Origin of the sequence: Cecembia rubra, assembly GCF_003014575.1 — a bacterium.
Taxonomy (GTDB): Bacteria; Bacteroidota; Bacteroidia; order Cytophagales; family Cyclobacteriaceae; genus Cecembia_A; species Cecembia_A rubra.
The window spans coordinates 39302-59507 of sequence record NZ_PYGF01000017.1 but is presented as its reverse complement, the minus strand read 5'-3'; the positions used below and the strand labels follow the sequence as shown (position 1 = coordinate 59507).

Annotated in this window: 15 protein-coding genes; 3 read left to right on the top strand and 12 right to left on the bottom strand. The window is 39.1% G+C overall.

Going from position 1 to position 20206, the window contains the following annotated elements; translation table 11 throughout:
* Nucleotides 1–48: 48 nt before the first annotated feature.
* Together CLV48_RS19385 and CLV48_RS19380 are read right to left on the bottom strand one after the other, a co-directional pair.
* The gene (locus tag CLV48_RS19385; protein ID WP_146140125.1) at nucleotides 49–2724 is read right to left on the bottom strand and encodes a ligand-binding sensor domain-containing protein; all 2676 of its coding nucleotides are present in this window, start codon (nucleotides 2722–2724) and stop codon (nucleotides 49–51) included.
* 427 nt (nucleotides 2725–3151) lie between these two features.
* Nucleotides 3152–3823: a class I SAM-dependent methyltransferase gene (locus CLV48_RS19380; protein ID WP_106568953.1), complete on the bottom strand. Its 672-nt coding sequence runs from the start codon at nucleotides 3821–3823 to the stop codon at nucleotides 3152–3154.
* 201 nt (nucleotides 3824–4024) lie between these two features.
* Between CLV48_RS19380 and CLV48_RS19375 the strand changes: the two genes are divergently transcribed.
* Nucleotides 4025–5395, top strand: a complete 1371-nt coding sequence (locus tag CLV48_RS19375; RefSeq protein WP_106568952.1) for an exopolysaccharide biosynthesis polyprenyl glycosylphosphotransferase — start codon at nucleotides 4025–4027, stop codon at nucleotides 5393–5395.
* Nucleotides 5385–6311, top strand: a complete 927-nt coding sequence (locus CLV48_RS19370) for a class I SAM-dependent methyltransferase (RefSeq protein WP_106568951.1) — start codon at nucleotides 5385–5387, stop codon at nucleotides 6309–6311. Before CLV48_RS19375 ends, CLV48_RS19370 begins: the two co-directional genes overlap by 11 nt.
* Here CLV48_RS19370 and CLV48_RS19365 read toward each other — a convergent pair.
* Complete coding sequence (locus CLV48_RS19365; protein WP_106568950.1) at nucleotides 6308–7219, bottom strand: universal stress protein; 912 nt, start codon at nucleotides 7217–7219, stop codon at nucleotides 6308–6310. The two genes, CLV48_RS19370 and CLV48_RS19365, sit on opposite strands and share 4 nt — an antisense overlap.
* A 128-nt stretch (nucleotides 7220–7347) precedes the next feature.
* Here CLV48_RS19365 and thpR point away from each other — a divergent pair, with 128 nt between their 5' ends.
* Nucleotides 7348–7899 (top strand): RNA 2',3'-cyclic phosphodiesterase, encoded by a 552-nt coding sequence (thpR, locus tag CLV48_RS19360; protein ID WP_106568949.1) that lies wholly within the window; start codon nucleotides 7348–7350, stop codon nucleotides 7897–7899.
* Here the strand turns inward: thpR and CLV48_RS19355 are convergent.
* The 9 genes from CLV48_RS19355 to CLV48_RS19315 form a co-directional block, all read right to left on the bottom strand.
* Nucleotides 7883–9043: a glycosyltransferase gene (locus CLV48_RS19355; RefSeq protein WP_106568948.1), complete on the bottom strand. Its 1161-nt coding sequence runs from the start codon at nucleotides 9041–9043 to the stop codon at nucleotides 7883–7885. The two genes, thpR and CLV48_RS19355, sit on opposite strands and share 17 nt — an antisense overlap.
* The gene (locus CLV48_RS19350) at nucleotides 9013–10176 is read right to left on the bottom strand and encodes a glycosyltransferase family 4 protein (RefSeq protein ID WP_106568947.1); all 1164 of its coding nucleotides are present in this window, start codon (nucleotides 10174–10176) and stop codon (nucleotides 9013–9015) included. The genes CLV48_RS19355 and CLV48_RS19350 overlap by 31 nt, the downstream gene beginning before the upstream one ends.
* A gap of 296 nt (nucleotides 10177–10472) precedes the next feature.
* On the bottom strand, nucleotides 10473–11624 hold the full coding sequence (locus CLV48_RS19345; RefSeq protein WP_106568946.1) for a glycosyltransferase family 4 protein: 1152 nt from the start codon (nucleotides 11622–11624) through the stop codon (nucleotides 10473–10475).
* Between the two features lie 4 nt (nucleotides 11625–11628).
* Nucleotides 11629–13017 carry an O-antigen ligase family protein gene (locus tag CLV48_RS19340; protein ID WP_106568945.1) on the bottom strand — a complete coding sequence of 463 codons (1389 nt, stop codon included), beginning with the start codon at nucleotides 13015–13017 and terminating at the stop codon, nucleotides 11629–11631.
* Nucleotides 13008–13946 carry a glycosyltransferase family 2 protein gene (locus CLV48_RS19335; RefSeq protein ID WP_106568970.1) on the bottom strand — a complete coding sequence of 313 codons (939 nt, stop codon included), beginning with the start codon at nucleotides 13944–13946 and terminating at the stop codon, nucleotides 13008–13010. The genes CLV48_RS19340 and CLV48_RS19335 overlap by 10 nt, the downstream gene beginning before the upstream one ends.
* Nucleotides 13903–15219, bottom strand: a complete 1317-nt coding sequence (locus tag CLV48_RS19330; RefSeq protein ID WP_106568944.1) for an oligosaccharide flippase family protein — start codon at nucleotides 15217–15219, stop codon at nucleotides 13903–13905. The genes CLV48_RS19335 and CLV48_RS19330 overlap by 44 nt, the downstream gene beginning before the upstream one ends.
* A 12-nt stretch (nucleotides 15220–15231) precedes the next feature.
* Nucleotides 15232–16305, bottom strand: coding sequence for a GumC domain-containing protein (locus CLV48_RS19325; RefSeq protein ID WP_106568943.1), 1074 nt, complete (start codon nucleotides 16303–16305; stop codon nucleotides 15232–15234).
* Nucleotides 16305–18938 carry an SLBB domain-containing protein gene (locus CLV48_RS19320; protein ID WP_106568942.1) on the bottom strand — a complete coding sequence of 878 codons (2634 nt, stop codon included), beginning with the start codon at nucleotides 18936–18938 and terminating at the stop codon, nucleotides 16305–16307. The genes CLV48_RS19325 and CLV48_RS19320 overlap by 1 nt, the downstream gene beginning before the upstream one ends.
* A 243-nt stretch (nucleotides 18939–19181) precedes the next feature.
* Nucleotides 19182–20186 (bottom strand): radical SAM/SPASM domain-containing protein, encoded by a 1005-nt coding sequence (locus tag CLV48_RS19315; protein WP_106568941.1) that lies wholly within the window; start codon nucleotides 20184–20186, stop codon nucleotides 19182–19184.
* Nucleotides 20187–20206 lie beyond the last annotated feature (20 nt).

The window sequence follows — 20206 nt, the reverse complement described above, 5'->3', positions numbered from 1 at the left end:
TTGAAATTAATAACTCAAAATCTGTACCAGAAATATACTTATGAAATCCTAATATTCCTTGAATTGTTCCTGAAGAAGTTGGTTGATATGGCGGATATTTTGGTCCAGCTCCTGGAGTGATTTTTCCACTTCTTCCAACAGTTGTTCATGGCTTAATTCTTTATCATGCTCTTCAAGTTCTTTCAGGTAATTTATTACTGCCATGGCCCTGGTTAGAGGTCCTCTGATGGTGTGGGACTGATGCCAGATGGTATCCCGGAGCATCAAGTTTTGACTTTCAATACTTTTAAGTGCTTTTTCAAGGAGTTGGTTGGTTTCTTCAATTTCCCTTGTCCTTTGTTGGACTTTATAAGCGAGTTGATTTCCAAGTTTAACCTTGAAGGAATAACTTACAAAGAATACAGCCAAAAGGAGAACAGTTAAAAACAATAAAATCTTAAACAGTAAGGTTTGGTAAAAATAGGGGAGTATCCGGAAATTGAGGATATAAATATCTGCTATTTTTCCCCTTTCCAGTTTTTTCACTTCCAGCGTATAAGAATTCGGTAATAGGTGGCTAAAGAATATTTCTTTTCTTTTGCCCAGATAGGTCCATTCTTCCGACAATTCTTTGATCCTGTAAAAATAGGAGCTTTGGTTATCGTCTTCATAATCAATAATGGAAAAGGTAATTGAAAAATTACCAGTTCCAGCATTAATATTGAGCCCGTTTTCAATATTGGTAAAGGTATTTCCAATTTTGAGTTGATCCCAGAAGAAAATAGAATTGGTTTTTCTTTCAGCGAAGATGGTAGGATCTATGATACTGATTCCTTCAATGGTAGGTATCCATATTTGACCATTATTCATGATGAAAGAGGCTGGAGAAATCCTGCTATTCGTTTCTAGGTTACTCATTCCGTGTTTGTCCGAAAAAATTTCTGAGGCCAGAAAGAAATCTTCAGGATCTTCGGTTTTGAAACGTAAAAGCTCTTCTTCTTGAAATTTTTGAAGACCAAAATTGCTGCTGATCCAGATGTTTCCAAGTTTGTCTTGAGTGATAGAATAGATTCCATTGCCAATTAAGCCGTTTTCTTTACGGATGCCGGAGAATTTTCCGTTTTTTTCAAGTAATAAACCACCTTGAGACCCAATCCAGATTCCTCCTTGAGCATCCTCATAAATCGCATATATGATGTTTTCTCCAGGGATCAGATTAAGGGGGATTTGCCTTACCAATTTACCATTTCTTAGGATGAGAAGCCCGTTTCCCTCTGAACCAAAAGCAATGTCTCCGTTTTTTAGGATACCCGAACTGATGATGTTGGTCCGCTGCAGGTGTTCCGGTAATTCGACCTGATGTATCTTCTTGTTTTCATCGAAGTAAAAAATACCCCCTTGAGCAGCAGAAAACCAGATTTTTCCCTCCTTATCCCTGATCATGGTATTGATCTGGTATCTCGGGAAGTTTTGGCTGATATGATAATCCTCTGTAATCAAATTACTGGCCAGTTCTATCCTGTACAGTCCTTCTCTAGTGCCTACAAACATATTCTGTTCATCTCCACATAAGGAAAGAATACCTTCGTGAAACATCCCCTTGGAGGCATCAAAAGTGGTAGTGTTTCTGTCTTTTAACCTAAAAACACCACTGTTTCTTGTCCCGATCCAAATACTTTCATCTGCTGCCTGGAAAATTGGGCGGATATTTTTATGGGACAACAGCGGGTGTTCTAATTTTTGGATAAGGGATTCCCTGAATATCATCAGGCCTTTGCTTTGAGTACCTACAAAAAAATGATTGCCATCAATTAGTAATTTTCTAATTGGATTTTCGGTAAGTTCTGGAAATTTAATTTGTTTAAGTTCTTTATTTTCTATCAATAAGATTTCACCTGTTTCTGTACCCGCCCAGATCCTGTTTTCCTCATCGGGCCTTATACTCCTGTAATTAATTGCGTAGAGTTCTTTTTCTCTAGCAATTAGTTGAATGTACAGATCAGGGCTAAGTTTCCAGATTCCAGAGCCGGATGCTCCAAAAATTACTTCTTTACCCAAAGAGGCGATATGCCGGATTTTCTTTGGCCCATTGACAATTGGTTCGAGGGTTTGATTGATAAGGTGGTACACAAATAAACCTGCTTCTGTTCCTATCAGTAATTGGTTATTTGCTATGAAAAGGCTGTTAATTGGATCATTTGTATGATTTTGCCATGCCTCTAAAGGCTTAAACGTTCCCTTGTGAAAGGAATAAATTTTTCCCTCCTTAGTTCCTATCCAAAGAACACCATTTTCATCTTCTGATAAAGCGGTAAGCCAGGAGGAAACTGTAATACTTTGGCAATCTATGACCTGTTTGATTGTTTTGTTCAATAGTACCAAGCTGAAATCCCCTGCGGCCCAGATGCCTTTTCCATTAATTGGATAAAAGTTATAATAAGAAGTTTCAATCAGTTCGGGTGAATTTCTGGGTTCGAAAACTACGGCTGTTGTTCCATCAAATCTGCTCAGGCCTTCTTCGGTAGCCATCCAGGTATAGCCAAATTGATCTTTCTCAAGTGCGTAGATAGTATTGTGGGGAAGGCCATTTGTATTGTTCCAAATGCTTACAGTATAATTTGTAGGATTAAAGTTCCTGTTTGTCCAAAATTCATCTTCTCCGGCAAACAAGGGATTTCCCGCTAACAGAAAGAGGAGAACAAGCGGTAAAATAAGTAGACTATGGTTCTTTTTCGGATTATACATTTCCAGGATTTTTTCTCCCTTACGCTTGTTCAATAATCTTATTCTTTTTTAGAATCTTAATATAGCCCTAGCTTAGGCCCCTATTCATTTATATTAGACAATGAATATTTCAATCACCCTAATTTTCCGATATAGAAAAATAGTCACTGTACATAAATGGCATAAAGGTAAGCAGTACATAAATAATGCCGAAAATGTATTAATTGCCAAGAAAAAATAGGATAATAGGTAAAAAACCCATGCTATTTCCATCTTTTCTCAAGATACAAATATTCTATCCCGTTTTTGGAACCATTGCTTTATGTATTTAAAAATTTTTCTTGAGTCTCATCTCCCAAGTTTCACATCTCCTTTTTTCAGAATTAAGTTATAAAATCCTCACAACACTTCAGTTACCTACCACCCAGTAACCCCACCTTTTTGTTTTTCAGTCCATGTTGTGAGCGGTAAAGGATTTGGTCATTCCCATCATTTTTTCTTTGTAAATTGTTGCTTTAGGGAATAGCCGCTTCATTTCTTTTTTATTTATCAGTCGGATTTCATCCAGGTATTGTTGTGCATCTTGCGGTTTCCATTTTCTCAACCTGCTCAATTTGGTTTTGGTCAGAACCTTATAGGTCAGTTTTTTTGGAACATATTGAATAAATGGGATGGCATAATGAGCTTCAATAAAAAAATGTTTGTTTGGTGTCTGGATAAAATATTTCTTAGCAACCCGAACGCATTCTTTGGCCATTTTTTGTTGATTTTCCCAAGTGTACAGGTGTTCGATTACTGAATTCGAAAAAACAAGGTCAAATTGACCATCTTCAAACATGCTTAAGTCTGTTGCATCGCCTGCAATGCTCTCCATTTCCTTTGGTACACCGATTTCTTTCTCCAGATTGAGGAGCGTAACTTTAAGCTTACCTTCTTTGACAAGGTTTTTATCTTTCCAAAAATAAGCCGTACCTCCTACATCAAGCACATGGATTACCTTATCCGATGCAAAATTACGGTTGATTAGTTGTTCGAAAATTTGAAATCTTTTTTCCCTCATGGCAAAGCCAAAGGAGTCCGGATTATCGGAAGGAGCCAGAATGGCTTTTACATAACTCATAATGTAACGAAAGAATGCGACAGGCACTTATGATCAGAAGAATTTAAAATAATCCAACAAATTTAATGGGGAAAAAGGATTCTTTGCTATTTTTGCTCAAATTGGCTCATAAATGTATGAATTTTCAACCATTTTGGAAAAAAAATCATCCATGTAGCCATTAGTATCGTATAAGCTCTGGTATTTTAGGCTGTATTTTTAATGAAAAAGCGTTTCGATAGAATATTTCCATGGTTGTTCGTTTTTGGAGATATTGCAGTCATGAGTCTCTCCATCATTTCTACCTCGTTTTTGATGGGGAATATCGGAGAATATAATGGACCTGATTCTTCTTACTTTTTGGTTTTTGTACTGGTATGGATGGTCATTACTATTTTAAGAAAGGATTACCGTTGGGAAAGGACTTCCCGCTATGACAATCTTTTTGGGAAATTGATCGGTTCTTTGGTTTGGTTTTTGGTCATTGTGGCCATTCTATGGGTTCCTGTTTTAATGGAGGCCAATAGAACCATTTATTTTGGAATGATGTCATTGTCTCTTTTTATTTCTGTTTCCTCATATAGGATAGGGACTTTTTTGTTATTGAAAAAATACAGGGCCAAAGGTTACAATTTCAGAAATGCAGTCATTTTGGGTAAAAGTGAGATAGGAGAAAAATTGGCTAAGGTTCTGGAGCGGAGAAAAGATTTTGGGATACGATATATGGGGCAATATGATTTCAATTCAGAAATCATGCATAATAAAGCTACTTTGAGGAATTTTTTTGAAGAAGCAGTCTCCAATGAGATTGACATCATATATATCAATGAACTTACAAATTCAGATGTCGTCAAGAAGCTGATAGACTTAGCAGATGAACATTACATTAAGATAAAAGTAATTCCAGGAAACTCCCTACAGTTGGAAAAAAACCTTACTTTTTCAAGGTATGGTGATCTTTTTGTCATCAATGTGAATGAGATACCATTGGACAATGTTGTTAACAGGGTTCTGAAAAGATCTTTCGATTTGATTTTTTCATTATTGGTAACTGTCTTTATTCTGAGCTGGATGATTCCTTTGGTCGGATTACTGATTAAATTGGAATCCAAGGGACCTATTTTTTTTATTCAGGAAAGAAATGGTGTAAACAACAAGATCTTCAGATGTCTGAAGTTCCGTTCTATGACCCCAAATGATTACGCTGATCAAATTCAGGCTACCAAGAATGATCCTAGGGTAACCCGTATCGGGGCATTTTTGAGAAGGACTTCCCTGGATGAGATGCCACAGTTTATAAATGTGTTAATGGGTGATATGTCAATAGTAGGCCCAAGGCCTCATACTGTTCCCATGAATCAGGTTTTCAAGTCCCAGATAGAAAAATACAATTCAAGGCATCAGATCAAGCCTGGAATTACAGGACTCGCTCAAGTAAGAGGATTTAGAGGAGAAATTGAGCATCCTTTTCAGATTCGGTCCCGGTTCAAACTGGATTACTTTTATATCAAAAATTGGTCAATTTGGCTGGATCTGAAAATTTGTTTTGGGACATTTCATGAATTGATTTATAACAGGGAGAATGTCTATTGATTCCGGCTATTCCTGCTATTACTGTGGCGACAAGCAAACTCCCGAAAAGTATCAAGCTAAGGAAATGATGTTTGGTACCGGCGAGTGCTTTGAGCTTTCTGAATGTACTTCCTGTGGCAGTCTTCAATTGCTGAATCCTCCATCTGATCTTTCTATTTATTATCCAGCAACTTATTATTCTTTGCAGGAGCTTGTTATATCTGGACCATTAAAGAAGGTTTTAAAAGGTTTGAGATATGCATTGTTTGCTTCCGGCTTTCGGTTTTTGAAACCGGTTTTTGGGGAATGGGTACGTTGGTCTGGAGCAGGACTAAAATCCAGGATTGCTGATATTGGTTGTGGAAACGGACAATTGCTTTACGAAATGCATGCTGCCGGATTTAAAAAGCTCGATGGATTTGATCCTTTTATGGAAAAGGAAAATAAAATGACCCAAGGGTTTCGACTATTCAAGAAGTCCATATATGATGCTGAGGGGGAATATGATTTGCTGATGATGCACCATGCTTTGGAACACATGTCTGATCCGGAGCAGGTACTGTCCAAATGCTATGAATTATTGGCTAAAGGAGGCTGCTTACTTGTCAGGATACCCCTTGCGGATGCCCAAGTCTGGAAGGAAGATGGTGTAAATTGGGTACAGCTGGATGTTCCCAGACATCTGCATATTCCATCTGTAAAAGGTTTGAAGGTTTTGGCAGAGAAGATAGGCTTTAATGTCAAAAGGATAGACTTTGACAGTACTGAATTCCAGTTTTGGGGAACAGAGCTTTACAAAATGGGCATTCCCTTGAAAGATGCTTCAAGCCATAATTTTTCTAAGAAATTAAAGAAGGAATTTCAAAACAAAGCCCTCCTGTTCAATCAGAAGGGCCTTGGGGACCAAGCTTGTTTTTATTTGGAACGTAGAAATTAAATTTTCATCAAGGCATCGAGGAAATTCATGGTTTCTCCTTTTTTCTTGAAAATCAGGGTTGGTACCTCGTTGTTGACATTGACAAGTTTTTCGGCAATACTTCCCAAAAGCACAGCTGCTGAGGCAGTTCTTCCCCGGCTTCCCATTAATATCATGTCAGCCTCATTTTCTTTGGCAACTTTGATGATAAACCTACCTTCATTTCCTTCCTGTTTTAGGAGAAATAGGCAATTATATTCAGGGAGATTGTGCTTTTTAAGGAATTTTTCATAGTCTTTTCTGGCCAGATTCTCCATAATCTGATCAAATTCCGCATGACTTTTACCGGTTTTGTAATATCCCAATGGAATGGAATATACATGCAGACCGAGTATTTCTGCACCGATTTCATGGGACAAGCGCTCTGCAAATTCTAGTGTCATCATGGAGTGCTCTGAAAAATCCATGGGAACTAGGAGCTTGTGTGGTGTTTTTACCGGGCTCTTTTCTGTAAAAAACAGTACGGAACAGGGAGCCCTGTGTGCCATATTTTTGGAGAGAGAACCGCTGCCCTCCAAATCTTGTTTCCTGCCCATGATGAGGACATCCACATCCTTGATTTTAGCCCAGCGAAGTACGGTATCAATTGGTTTACCTTCCTCCACGATTATATCAATTTCGGTTTTGTCGGGGAAGTCATGGGATTTTACCAAGGTTCGAATTTCCGATTTAATGGTTTCGTCCGTAGGGGCCACCAGGTCAGGATATAATCTTTTTACATCCTCGGGTATGGAAAGGTCCTTGGCTACATGGATAAAATATAGTTTTTCTATTCCTAATACTTCTGCTAAATGGGCTACTTTTTGGACAAGGATTTCATCCATTTTGCTCAAATCAAGTCCGACCATTGCTTTGGTGAAATGCTTCATATTACTGTGGTCAATATTTGCTTTAAATTATGGGTTAAAAATAATCTTTGGAAAATTCTCCCTGTAATTTAATACAAAGCTTTTTGAAATAAAGACAAAAGGATGCAAAACAGCTAAATTTGTGTTAAATGGCTACACAACCTGCAAAATATTTCATTGCCTTGGTTCCTGAAGGTAAAATTCAAGATGAGGCAAGCAACCTTAAGGAGGAAATGCGGGACTTATTTAATATAAAATATGCCCTAAAATCTCCGGCTCATATTACCATAAAAATGCCCTTTATCTATAATGAACTCAAAGAAGAGCGTTTAAAAGGCAGGTTGGGCAAATTTTTTGAAAATTATCATTCTTTTGACCTTCAGCTTAAAGGTTTTGGCCGATTTGGAAGGAGAGTGATTTTTGTAGACGTGAAGCCTTCAAAGGAACTTGAGCGCTTACAGCAAGACCTCAACAAATTCTGCAAAACGGAATTGAAACTGATCAATGAACTCAGTGATAGAGCGTTTCACCCTCATATGACAATTGCTTTTAAGGATATTAAGCCTAAAGACTTTGACATCTATTGGCAGCATATTCAAAGCAAACGCTTTGATGCCCTGTATCCGGTCCGGAATGTTGCTTTATTGAAAAGGCTTGAGGGCAAGTGGATTGTTGTATATCGCTTTATTTTGAAAGAATAAGCTTGGTTTTCTTTTTTCTTTCTTTTAATTCCTCAAAAACCTGTAAATACTGGTCCGTAACATAATCCCAATTGTAACGGTCAATGAGCCCTTCTCTTGCAGTTTCTCTTAAAAACCTCATGGCCTCTGGCTGTGCTTCTGCTTTATTGATACATTCTGTTACAGCTTCAACATTTTTTTTGAAGAACCAGCCGTGTTTCCCGTCCTGAAGCATCTCCCTATTGAATACCGTTTCCAATGCCAGAACAGCACAGCCATAACCGAGAGCTTTCAGCATCGCTGGATTTGTACCTCCATATTCATGGCCATGGAAATACGCATAAGAATGGATATAAAGCGACTTGAGTTCTTCAGGGTCGGTTACATATCCTGTAAAAAGCAAGCGTTTATCTGGGATTTCTTTCAGTTTACTTTCAAACTCATCTTTATAAGGAACATCCCCGACTATAACCAGTTTTTTATTTGAATTGGATTTGAGGAAGCCGTCCACAATCAGATCGGCATTATTATCTGGAACAAGCCTTCCTACAATCAGAAAATAGCCACCTTGCTCTAAGTTCCATTTTTCAATTTTTCTTATATCTCCTGTTTCTGCCGGATTGGCCCCATAAGCAATGATTGTGGAATTTACCCCAAACATTTCTTTATATATCCGGTGCATCTCGTCAGAATCATTGATAATTCGGTCGTAATATTTGGTGGCCATTTTGGAAGCCCAGATAAAATATTTTGAAGCAAATCCTCTCCATTTAGGACGCAGCCATTCCAACCCATCTACATTGATGGCTGTTGGTTTTCTGAAAAATCTTGAAATAATACCAAATGGGCCATTTCCACTATTCACCACAAAAATTACATCCACATCAGAAAGGCAAGCATGTACCATGGAGATGCAGGAATGGGTCAGCTGGGTCAGGCTTTTGGTTTCAATAGCTGGTGTATAAATCAGTTTTATGCCATTGACTATGGTCGGTTTTTCCCTAAAAAGTGCCCGGTGACAGTACACCCTTAGGTCAACACCTCTTTTCTGCAATCTTTCTCCCAATTCTTTAACTAAGGTGTCATAGCCTCCATACACATAAGGGTATCCCTTTGCGCCAAGAATAGCTACTTTTAATTTTTCGTTTCCGGGAATATCTGGCATATATAATCTTCCATTTTTTGGGCAAATTGCCCGTAACTAAAATTACTTAATACTCGGTCTCTTCCTTTTTTTCCCATTTCCCGGGCCAGTTCAGGATCTTTTAGCAATAGGTTTATTTTTTGGCTGCCTGTATGCACATCATCTATACCTATCAGATATCCTGTGTTGCCGTCATCTACCATTTCTACTGCACCGCCAGAGCGGGTGGCCACAACAGGCAGGGCAGAAGCCATAGCCTCCAACACTACGGTTGGAAATGAATCAGGCATTACAGAAGGTAAGACAAAAACCTGTGTACAATCCAGGATTTCCGGAATGTCTGATCTATATCCTAAATCCAGTACATGCTTGCCAAGTCCATTGTCCTGGATAAATGTTCCGATTTCCTCCAATAAATTTTCATATCCAGGAAAAGGGTCCCCTACAAGTAGGAAAAGTGCATCAGGATGTTCTTTGATAACTTCCCTTGCCATTTTTAAAAATGACATCTGTCCTTTACCCGGATTGATTCTTCCTACCATGGTCACGATCTTCCTGCCTTTCGGTAATCCGCTTTTTTCAAAAGGACTTTCGATTTCCGCCAAAAAAGGCTTATAATCTATTCCATTATAGATTACTTCAGGCTGAATATCTAATAGGTTTTCCCAATGTTTGGCCACTGAATCTGACACCACAATGGGCCTTCTCTCAATTCCATTTATTTGTCTAGCCAAAAACCGCACCAAAAATCTTGGTGATTTGATGATTTCGTGGATATGCCAAATATGTGTAATTTTATTTCTCTTGGCAAAGATTGCGCCAACAATTACAGCCAAGGTATTGGAATACAACAAAGTGATAGGTTCTTCTTTGTTCAGCTTGTGCAGGAATTTATAGGCTTTCAGGAATTTTCTTCCCCTATCTAGGATTCCTAAGGGGTTAAAATATTTCCTCCTGAGAATTCCCAAGTTGACTATAGCTACTTCTATCCCTCTTTTTTCTACCTCTACCCTGAAAGGACCTTCACCAGGTAGAACCAGGAGAGTCGAATAACCCATTTTTTGAAAAATTTCAATCACATAGATGAGAATCTTGGATGATCCGTACAAGTCTGAATTACTATGCAAAAAAATGACCCTACCTTTATGATTCATGATTAATATTATTATCGCCTTGAAACCCCATTTTTATGAAATTCCAAGGCAAAAATTTTTGATTATCTGCCTTATTAAAAAAGACCTAAACAAACAATCTCATCCTTTGTATTTGGCTTTGCTAAAGGCCTGATGTTTCATTTTTATAAATAAACCCCCAAATCTATGAAAAAGTATTGAAAAATATCCATTTTCTTCTTTAATGCCTGTCTTTTTAGCGCGTGTTAATTCATGAACCTGCAATTGAATTGATTATTTTGGGCATTTTCCCCCCAAAGAATGCTCAGAAAAGCAAATCATTGCTTGAAATTGTGCTGCTTATCAAGCGGTATATCCAGAATTTTCTGATAATTCCGAATAAAAGATGATCTGCTGAAATCAACACTTCTCCTTTTTCCAGACTCAATCAATTTCTTAGCCAATTGATCTGAAAGGATGAGTTTTTCCATGCATTTTGACAGGGATTGGCTGTCTCCTATTGGATGGACTAGGGCTGCCCCACCTGCTACCTCCAATAAGGCTTGTTGCTCAGAAATAATAACAGGGATCCCACTCCTCATAGCTTCTATGACTGGAATGCCAAAACCCTCATTGGATGACGGAAAGACATAAGCAAATGCAGCATTGTAAAGGCTTTTTAATTTTGAATCGCTCAAAAAGCCTGGAAACAATACTTTTTCTTTCAAACCTAAAGAATAGACAGAATTTCTGACTTGATCGTAATCGTCCAATGCGGAACTCAGCCCCCTTTCTCCCACCAAGACCAGTTTGAATTTTCCCGGAAAGTTGGTTTCTATCTTTGAAAATGCCTCAACCAAAACCTGAAGCAGTTTCCTTTTATCAAAGCTACCTACATGAAGGAAGTAGCTTTTTGGCTGAAGTCCCAGATCTTCCAAAATACTTTCATCAGCCATTTCAGGAAGCAACCTTGGGCATTGATAAATTACTTCTATAGGGTTTTTGATTCCTGTGAATTGGATGATAGACTGCTTGGCATATTCAGAGGTAGTGATGACCACCGTATTGCCTTTCAATCCTGCATGGATCATTGGTATGAAATATTTTCGCCAATATTTATTGTAATTTTGGGGCATTTGCCAGAAGAAAGCATCATGAATCACCACCAGTTTTTTTGCCTTCATTGGAATTGCCGGGGCTATGTAATCGAAACAGATCAGGACATCTGCTTTTGATTTTTTCACCCGTAATGGCAATAAAATCTGCTTCCAAATAAAGTAATAAAAATGGTAGAGTACTTTTCTCCAGTAAGGTACATTCCCTCTGTAAAAACCACTTTCAGCCTGTTTTTTGGGGTCATGCGAAAAAATATATTCTACCTCCTCTGATGAGAATTCTTTTTCCGCCTCACAAAACTCCAGCATGTATGTTTTGATGCCAGTGAGAGCCGTGTTTAGATAAAAAAGATCTACAAATACCTTCTTTTTCATGCCTTCATCTTTTTTGGGAGATTATACGTTGATAGGCATGAACGCTATAGCCTACCATCCACCAGGTAATCCAGGACACATAGGTATAGACCTCCGCATTGGCAGTAAACAAAGGGAGCAGCAAGCCAAATTTTACAGAAGCCGCCACAAAGGCTATTCTTGCCGTCATGATTTCTTGTGTACGGTTGAATACCTTCAGAGAGGTTTTAATGCTATAGGCAAGGATTAGGATATATAGAATCATGCCCAACCAGCCCATTTGCACCCCATAGATCAAAAACTGGTTTTCTCCTCCCACCCGTAATTCGTCTTCTACACTGCCCACGTTTCCGCTCATGGCCAAACCTATCCCCAAAGGATTGGCTATCATGGAATCCAAAGCCAATAGCCATTCTACCAAGTGGCCCATGCTTGAGGTGTTTTCGAAAGTGATGGTATCTACGATAAAATAGTAAAAATCCTCAGAGGCAAAGAATAATACATATATGATAAAAGCTAATACTAAAGCAAAACCTGATAAGATCAATCTATAAAGTTTGAATATTACAGCCACATAAAAGATCATGATAAAGAAAGCCAGAAAGGCGGCTCTGGATGATGCAAAAAAAAGACTGGCCAATGAACAAAGCATGACCATGGTATAAAAGAACCAATTTTCTCTTTTGCTGGTCAAAAACCAGATCAGACCTGCCGAAAAACCCAAAAGGACTGAGCTTGCCAGTTCAAGGGGATCTGAAAAAAAGGAGGCCAATCTTTTGGTTACTGCCTGGGTTTCAAAAGTCCAGGTAAGACCGAAATGGCCCGTGGGTTCAATCTCATTGATTTCTTCATTGAACAGAGCATAACCTGTCAGGGACTGAAGGTGGGTGTCAATGGTTTTTTCGAAGACATTCACCAAAAAAGCAGCGATGGCGATCATGAAAATTCCTTTGAAGAGGCGTTCTATTTCCTTATTGCTGAAATTGGTATTTCTTCCCAAAAAATATACCAGCGCAGGGATGAGCATATTTTTGAAATAAAGTGCTTTGTTAAGCAGGCTGGCTTCCCCAAGAGGAAGTATCAGAAAAACCAAGGCCAATGTGAGGAAAGCCAGAAACAGGATATCCACGCGGTGAAGGCGGAAAGGATATTCGAAGATGTTTTTTTGATACAAGACAAATCCCAAAACCGAGGCCAAGACGACAATTTCCTTCAAAAATTGGAAGGCATTCACAGCTAGGGAAGAGCCTGTGGCCAAATAGGTTACACTCAAGATTGTGATGTAAAAGGGAAGGAAAAGCAAAAGGAAATAGATTCCATATTCCCATTTTCCCTCAAAAAGTACCATTCTGAGTACCCAAGAAATGAGTACCAGGCTAATAATAGCGATGATGGCAAAAATAATCAGGGACATAGGGGCTCCGGATTATGGTGATCCAAAGATATTCCATCACGGATCCCTTTGGCTACAGCTTTCATTTTTTTGAATCTTCCTCTAAGGCAAAAATAGCACATCCAGGCTATATACTTGAATAGATGATAAGGCCATGCCAAGAGGCCATATGGAAAACCAAAATGTCTTCTCAGAATAAAAAGCTGATTCCTCGCATGTAGGTAAAAGACTCTTGGGCTTAGCGTACCTTCATCATGTGCCTTTTTGGAGGAGGCGCTGCCTTCATGGAAAATGATGCTTTTGGAGGCAAGAAAGATAGTATAACCTGCCTTTCGGACCCTAAGTGACCAGTCTACATCTTCAAAATAGGCGAAAAAGGAATTTTCCAAGGCTCCTGTTTTTTGGATAACCTCTTTTGGAATCAGGATGCAGCAACCGGTCGCCCAATCCAATTCTCTATCTTTTAGACGATAATCGGAAAGTTTTTCACGGTCTCCAAGAGTCTTTGATATACCAAGACTGTTCGCCATCTTCCCGCCTGCGCTCCAAATGCGCTCTGGTGAATCCATGAATAAAATCAATGGCTGTACCATTCCGGAATCGGGTTTATTACCTGCTATCAACACCAGTTCTTCTATAAAACCAGGATCGACTACTGTATCATTATTGAGCAGGAGGATATAGTCAAATCCCTGCTCCATGGCATATGCAATTCCCCGATTGTTGCCTCCTGTGAATCCTAGGTTCTTATTGTTTTTCAAAAAAACAGGAAAAGAGAATTCAGATTTCAGCTTTTCATAAGATCCGTCCTCAGAGGCATTATCTACCACGATCACAGAAAAATTCGTAAAACTTACTTTTTCCAGGGAATGCAGACACCTTTTGGTCAATGCATAGCCGTTCCAGTTAACCAGAATGACTGCTACCGAAGAGTGAGTTTTTGAATCCATAGAATAAGTCTTTGTTTTTGAAATAAATCAAAAATGAACTGATAATGAAAATAAACACCTCTGTAGCAACAAGTGCATAGCATAGACCAATTCCTCCATATATGGAAGTCAAGGCTATGGAAACTGTAAGCATAAATGCACACATGAGCCAAGAGGAGTGGAAAATCTGACGTTTTTTGTCTTTGACCAATAGTCCCAGCACATTGGCAATATTAAGACATGCCAAAAAGGGAACAAATGATAAAATCCTTAGGTAACTTATCGAATCCTCCAAGGTTTCTCTTGCCAATGCTTTAATAATTAAGGGTGAAGCCAAATTTGTAAAGACCGCAAGGAATAATCCAAATAAAAGGGCCCAGGTATAAGCCTTTTTCAAAAACTGAAAGAAAGAAGGTTTATCTGTTTCAAAAAGTTTGGATGCATTTGGATAAATGGCCTGTATTATCAAAGAAGGAAGCATCCTCAATACCATAGTAATCCTTTCTGCCAAACTAAACATTCCCAAGGTTTCTGCATTCGCAAAAAAACTCAGAACTATCAAGCCGCCATTAATAGAGATGTGTGAAACCAGATTGGAGAGGAATAGTAGGAGGTTGTCTTTTAAGGACTGCAGAATATTCAATATTTTGGGCAAGAAGAAACTGATTTTCATAGCATAGTGTATATAAACCACTATCATCAAATTGACCAGAAATGCTGTGCCACCCAAGATAAAATTAGTCCATTTGGCCTGATCAGGTTCATGGATAAATAATACAATACCCACTAAGTAAAGTAGCTTACTAAATATGTTGGCCACAGAAATCAGTTTCATCTTCTCCAAGCCCTGGAAAAACCAAAGAGGAAGGGTAGCTTCGGAGAAAAGCAAGAGCACCGAAAATACCAAAATGGTTCTGTATTCACTGAAAAGATTGAAACCATAGGCAGCTATTAAGATGATCTTTGTGGCAATACCTGCCAATACCAACTTGCTGGAAATGATTTTTGAAATGGTTCGGGACAATTTTTCGGTGTTTTTCTGGTTGATGGCAACCTCTCTTGGCCCACTAAGATTATAACCAAAACCCACCAAAATGTTGAACAAAAGGATGACTGAAAGGGAAAGGTTCACTAAGCCAAATTGGTCCACTCCTATGGATTCAATGAGCAAGGGCATTGAGATCAGTGAAATCAGGATATTGGAAGCTTGAATAAAGCCCAAAAAAATAAAGTTCTGAATGGATTTGTTCCTTATCAGATTGTTGGAAGAAAAAGAAAGGATTTTATCGAACATGGTCCAAAAAGGCTATGCTTCAGTCCTACTGACATGTAGACGGTACAATTGCCTTATATACAAATAAATCAAAGTCAAAACACCCAGAATTAAAGCTCCAATAACCATACCCTTTAATAATCTGATCTCAGATCTTTTAAGTGGAAGTCTCGGTGCATCAATAATTTGTATCAATGGGGAATTATTTCTATGGTTGACCTTTGCTATTTCCAGGTTTTTCACAATTTCTGAATAAACTGCCGTAGATGCCTGCACATCTACTTGCCGCTTTCTAGCTTCCACGGTGGCAGCCTGAAGTATGGGGTTAGGATTTGGTACCCGGTCTGAACTGCTCGCATAAGCCAATATGCTTTGATCCAAAATAGCCCTAACGCTGTCTGCTTGGGACTGTAAAATGGCAACATTCTCTGCAGTTTTCTTTGTCTTGGTCTCAAAATAGAAAGTGTTTACATTCTCTACCAATGTTTCATTGAAAGCTTTGGCAAAGGGCTCATCCTTAGAGGAGACGTTGACCTGTATAATGGTAAGTTTCCTGTTTGGTTTGGTTACGGAAAGATGTTTTTCTCTGATGAGCTTGGCAATTTCCTTGACCACGGAATCCTGCTTCACCGAAAAAGCTTCACGGTCAATTGAAAAATCCATGCTGGATAAATCCACTTTTCTTTTCCATTTTTTCTCCAGCTTATGGAAGGCTATATACCGGTCGATCAAAAGTGTGGAACCATCAAATGGGCTGAGAAGGGTCTTGCCAAGCATGTTGTCAGAACGGTAAAGCTCCATGATATTGTCCCCCTGAAATAGTCCGCTTGAAGCCCCCAAAGAACTCAGGTTTACCCCAACCAATGAAGCCAATCCGGACATTTGACTGAGGCCCGACATATCGTTTTCTTCTAACACAAAAGTGGTTTCTGCTTGAAAAACCGGTTTTTTTAGAATTGAAACCAAAGCACCCAATCCAATTCCAATGATTCCTGAAAGTAATAAAACTTTCCACGTTCCGACAAAAAACATAAGCCAATACTGGAAGCGCTCCACCAATTCTTTCAAGGTGATTTTATCATCTATAATGTGTTTTTGCTCGGCCATTAGGGATTGATTTGGGTGATCACAAGTACCAAAGTAGCAATTCCGGTTGCTATACCTACCAGCTCACCTGGACGAACAGGAACCCTTGGGCCTTTGGTGGGAACGATTACCTCTGAGCCTGGTCTTACATTAGGATAGCTTCGAAGGCCAAATAGACTTTTGGTCCTGGCTACTTCTCCATTGGCATATACAATATAGGTCCTTTTTCTATTAGCCCGAATATCGAATCCTCCGGATCTATTGATGTAATATTTCATTCCTTTGTCTTTTTCAAACCTGACAGTGGCAGGGTAAACTACATCTCCTCTCATTCTGACCGTCTGAAGTTGTCTCGGAACGGAAATGATGTCTCCTTCTTCTAAGATCAGGTCAAGGTCAGAACCTGGATTTTTGATAATCGCCTCCAAGTCTATGGCTACTGCTTCGGTTTGTCTGATTTTCACAGGAGCAACACCTGCTTTGGTTTCCGTGATACCAGTAATTGTTTCCCTTTTGGTAGCGGCAGTTGCCAGGCCTTCTCCACCTTCCACTGGAGCTGTTCCCAAGTCTTTGAACAGCCTTTCTAATAAAAGTTCCTGAGCTTCGGAGTTGTTAGGGTCCATAAGTAACTTCTGCTGAAGGTCCATTAAATTTCTCTGTCTGCGTAACTGCTCGGATTCTGTTTCAAAAAATTCTGTCCTTCTGATCAAAGTAGCACCATTTGGATAGGCGAAATTAGTCAATCCTCCTGCTCTTTTAATAACATCAGAAATCCTTTCTTCAGCATTTTTTATAGGGAAAATTCCTGGTGAATTGACCTGGCCCTCCACTTTTACCAATTTGTCCAAAGTAAAATTCGACTTTCTCCTTACCACAACCATATCATAAGGTTCAAGGGTAACAGAATTATTGCCTGAAATCAGTTTTTCGTTTACTTCTACGGGTATGATATCAGAAAAATTCCCCTTGGCAGTTTCATTGGATCTGCGGGCAATCTCCACATCTCTTATATTGGCAGCCTCCCTCAAACCTCCTGCCATTATGATCAATTCTTCCACAGTCATGTTTTTGGAAAAAGGATAGGTCCCCGGATTTCTTACTTCTCCATTAACTTGAACATAAAACTCTTCCTGAAGGTCATAAATGCTTGAAATCCGGATGACATCTTCTCTCCTCAAAGGAATATCAGCAGTTCTTCCTTCAATGATTTCCTTTAGGCTGACAGTGAGTACTTCGGTGCTGAAATCATCATAGGTTCTCAGGATACTTGCCCTTTCCAGGTAGGCATCTCCTCTCAGTCCCTCTGCATTTTTTATCAGCTGGCTCAGTGTGAGACCCTCATTCAGTGCATAATTACCTTCCCTGAATACCGCACCTTTGATCTGCACTCTATTAGTATACCGGTTTAGAATTCTGCCAACTTGGTATTCATCACCACCTTTTACCAAGAACAAACCAAATTGATTTTGATAAATATCAGAAACAGCTTTTTCTTTCCCTGTAACGCGGCTTACATTGATTCGTTCTTTAAAAGCCTCATCTGTAAAGCCTCCCGCATAGCGTAAAAGATCATCAAAAGTATCTCCTTCTTTCACCTCAAAAGTTTTTGGTCTTTTCACTTCTCCCGAAACTTTAGCTCTTGACATGAAGGGTTCTACCAATACTACATCCTGATCCTGCAATTGAAGGTCAAGATTGGCTTTTCCGTTCACTAGGAAATCATAGACATCTACGCTGGCAACCGGTTTCCCTGCGCGGATGATTTTGATGTTACGCATGGTGCCGTTCTCATTCGGACCACCAGCGGCATATAAAGCGTTGAATACGGTGCTAAAAGCACTTAAGGTAAATGTTCCCGGTAAACGAAGTTCACCGACCAAATGAACCTTTATAGTCCTTACATTGCCTAATGTCACCTGAACAAAAGTGTTGGGATTACTGCCTCTGATACCTGGATAATAAGATGCGAGTCTGTTTCTTATGATGCCGCTAGCTTCTTCTATAGTCTTTCCTGATACGCTGATAGGACCGATATTATCCAAAATCATGAAACCATCCGCATTGATATTGGCTTCATAATATTGCTCAGATTGACCGTAGATGTCCACATAAACCATGTCGCCTGGTCCGAGGATATAATTTTTTGGCGTAGCCATATTGATACTGGGCTCAAAACTCAGTCTGCGGTTTTTGTTGTAAAAAAGGTCCAGTCCAAAAATTGGGGAATTTAAGATACTGGAATCTTCCATTTCCGGCTGTACCTTTAATATTCCCTGGCTGATTTCATTAAAATCAGTTTGCCTTCGTGGTTCTCTTTTTGAAGCACTTGTTCGTGACCTAGTGCCTGTACTTGAAATTTCCAGCTGTTCAATCCTCTTTTGCAATTTTTCTGCTTCTCTTGCAGGCAAACCTCTTAATCTGGCCATCTGAATCAATTCTGATTCTGTGATTCCTGATTCACCGGCCCTTCTGATCAATTCTCTGATCTGTTCATCGGTAAGTTCATCTACATTGATATTTGCAATATCAGGTATATTTTGGGCTTGTGAGGATGTAGGATGGTAGATAATAAAAAACAGGCCCAAGCAAAAGAAGGCAAGTAATTTTAAAGCAGAATAGTGTTTTTTATTTGCTCTGGAAGAATGGTCTTTCATGTGTTTTTAATTGATTTTTTGCCTTTGCCTAAACTGACTTTTAGAGTTATTGTCTCCTTAGAGGCAGACAGTCACTACCAAGCTCAGTTTCATAGGATTTTCCCCGCCTTTTCTTTAACGATTTAAACGCCAGCAAAAGGGGTTATTGGCATTTTTCTACTTTAAACAGAATAAAATCAGCGTAAAGATAAGTATTCCGAGCAGTAAAGAAATAGTCCAAGAATTAAATTACATGGACTGGGATCATTCCGTGCAGTTTTTGCAGATTTCTATCTGCTTACGGTTTTCCAAAAGTTGATTTCTAAAAGTCTGATATTTTTTGTTTTTCCAGATTTTTTCCAAATTATTTTCCCCGATTTTCCCCATTTCATGACTGCCATCTTTGTCAAAGCAGCAGGGGACCACACGTCCGTCCCAGGTAATCACTGCTCCCTGCCACATCCTCCAGCATTTGTTTTCTATTTCTTTCTTCAGTTTCCATTTCCCTTTTCCATCAGGTACATACCTTGAATACTGGGGCTCACTTGGAATCAAATCGGATCCATTTTCAAAATTATAAATCTGTGTGCTCTTTAATTGGAGTTCATCCACTCCCATCTTTTTTGCCCAATCCTTGAGCTCTGGAATCTGATGCTCATTTTTTCCTGTAACCAGAAATTGAAGTACTACCCTAGGGTAAAGAAGTTTTTTCTCTTTTCTGATCTGAAGCAATCGGCCCAATCCTTCCTGTACTTTGGAAAGCTTACCACCCACACGGTAGGATTCATAGACTTCTTGTGTTATGCCATCCATAGAAATAATGAGCTGTTTCAGTCCTGAATCCAGGGTTTTTTTTATGTTTTGCTCACTCAGGTAGTGGGCATTGGTAGAAGTGGAGGTAAAGATTCCTGACTGATTTGCCAATGACACCAAATCTGTAAACTTAGGATGTAAAAAGGGTTCACCTTGAAAATATAAATGCAGATAGGTTAGGTAATCCTTGGTTTCCGAAATAACCTTTTCGTATAGACTTTCTGACAACATGCCAGTAGGCCGGGAAAAATTTCTTAATCCACTTGGACACTCTGGACATCTCAGGTTACAGCTGGTTGTAGGTTCTATAGATAAGGTAGTGGGATACCCCCAAAGGACAGGCTTTTTAATAGCCCTGCTCAGGACAAAAGAGAGGTACAGCAATAAAAAGTTAACAGCTTTTTTTAAGGTTAGATGGCTAAAATAGGCCTTTGCTTTTATCCACTTATTTTTCACAGATTAAAATAATCAAAAGA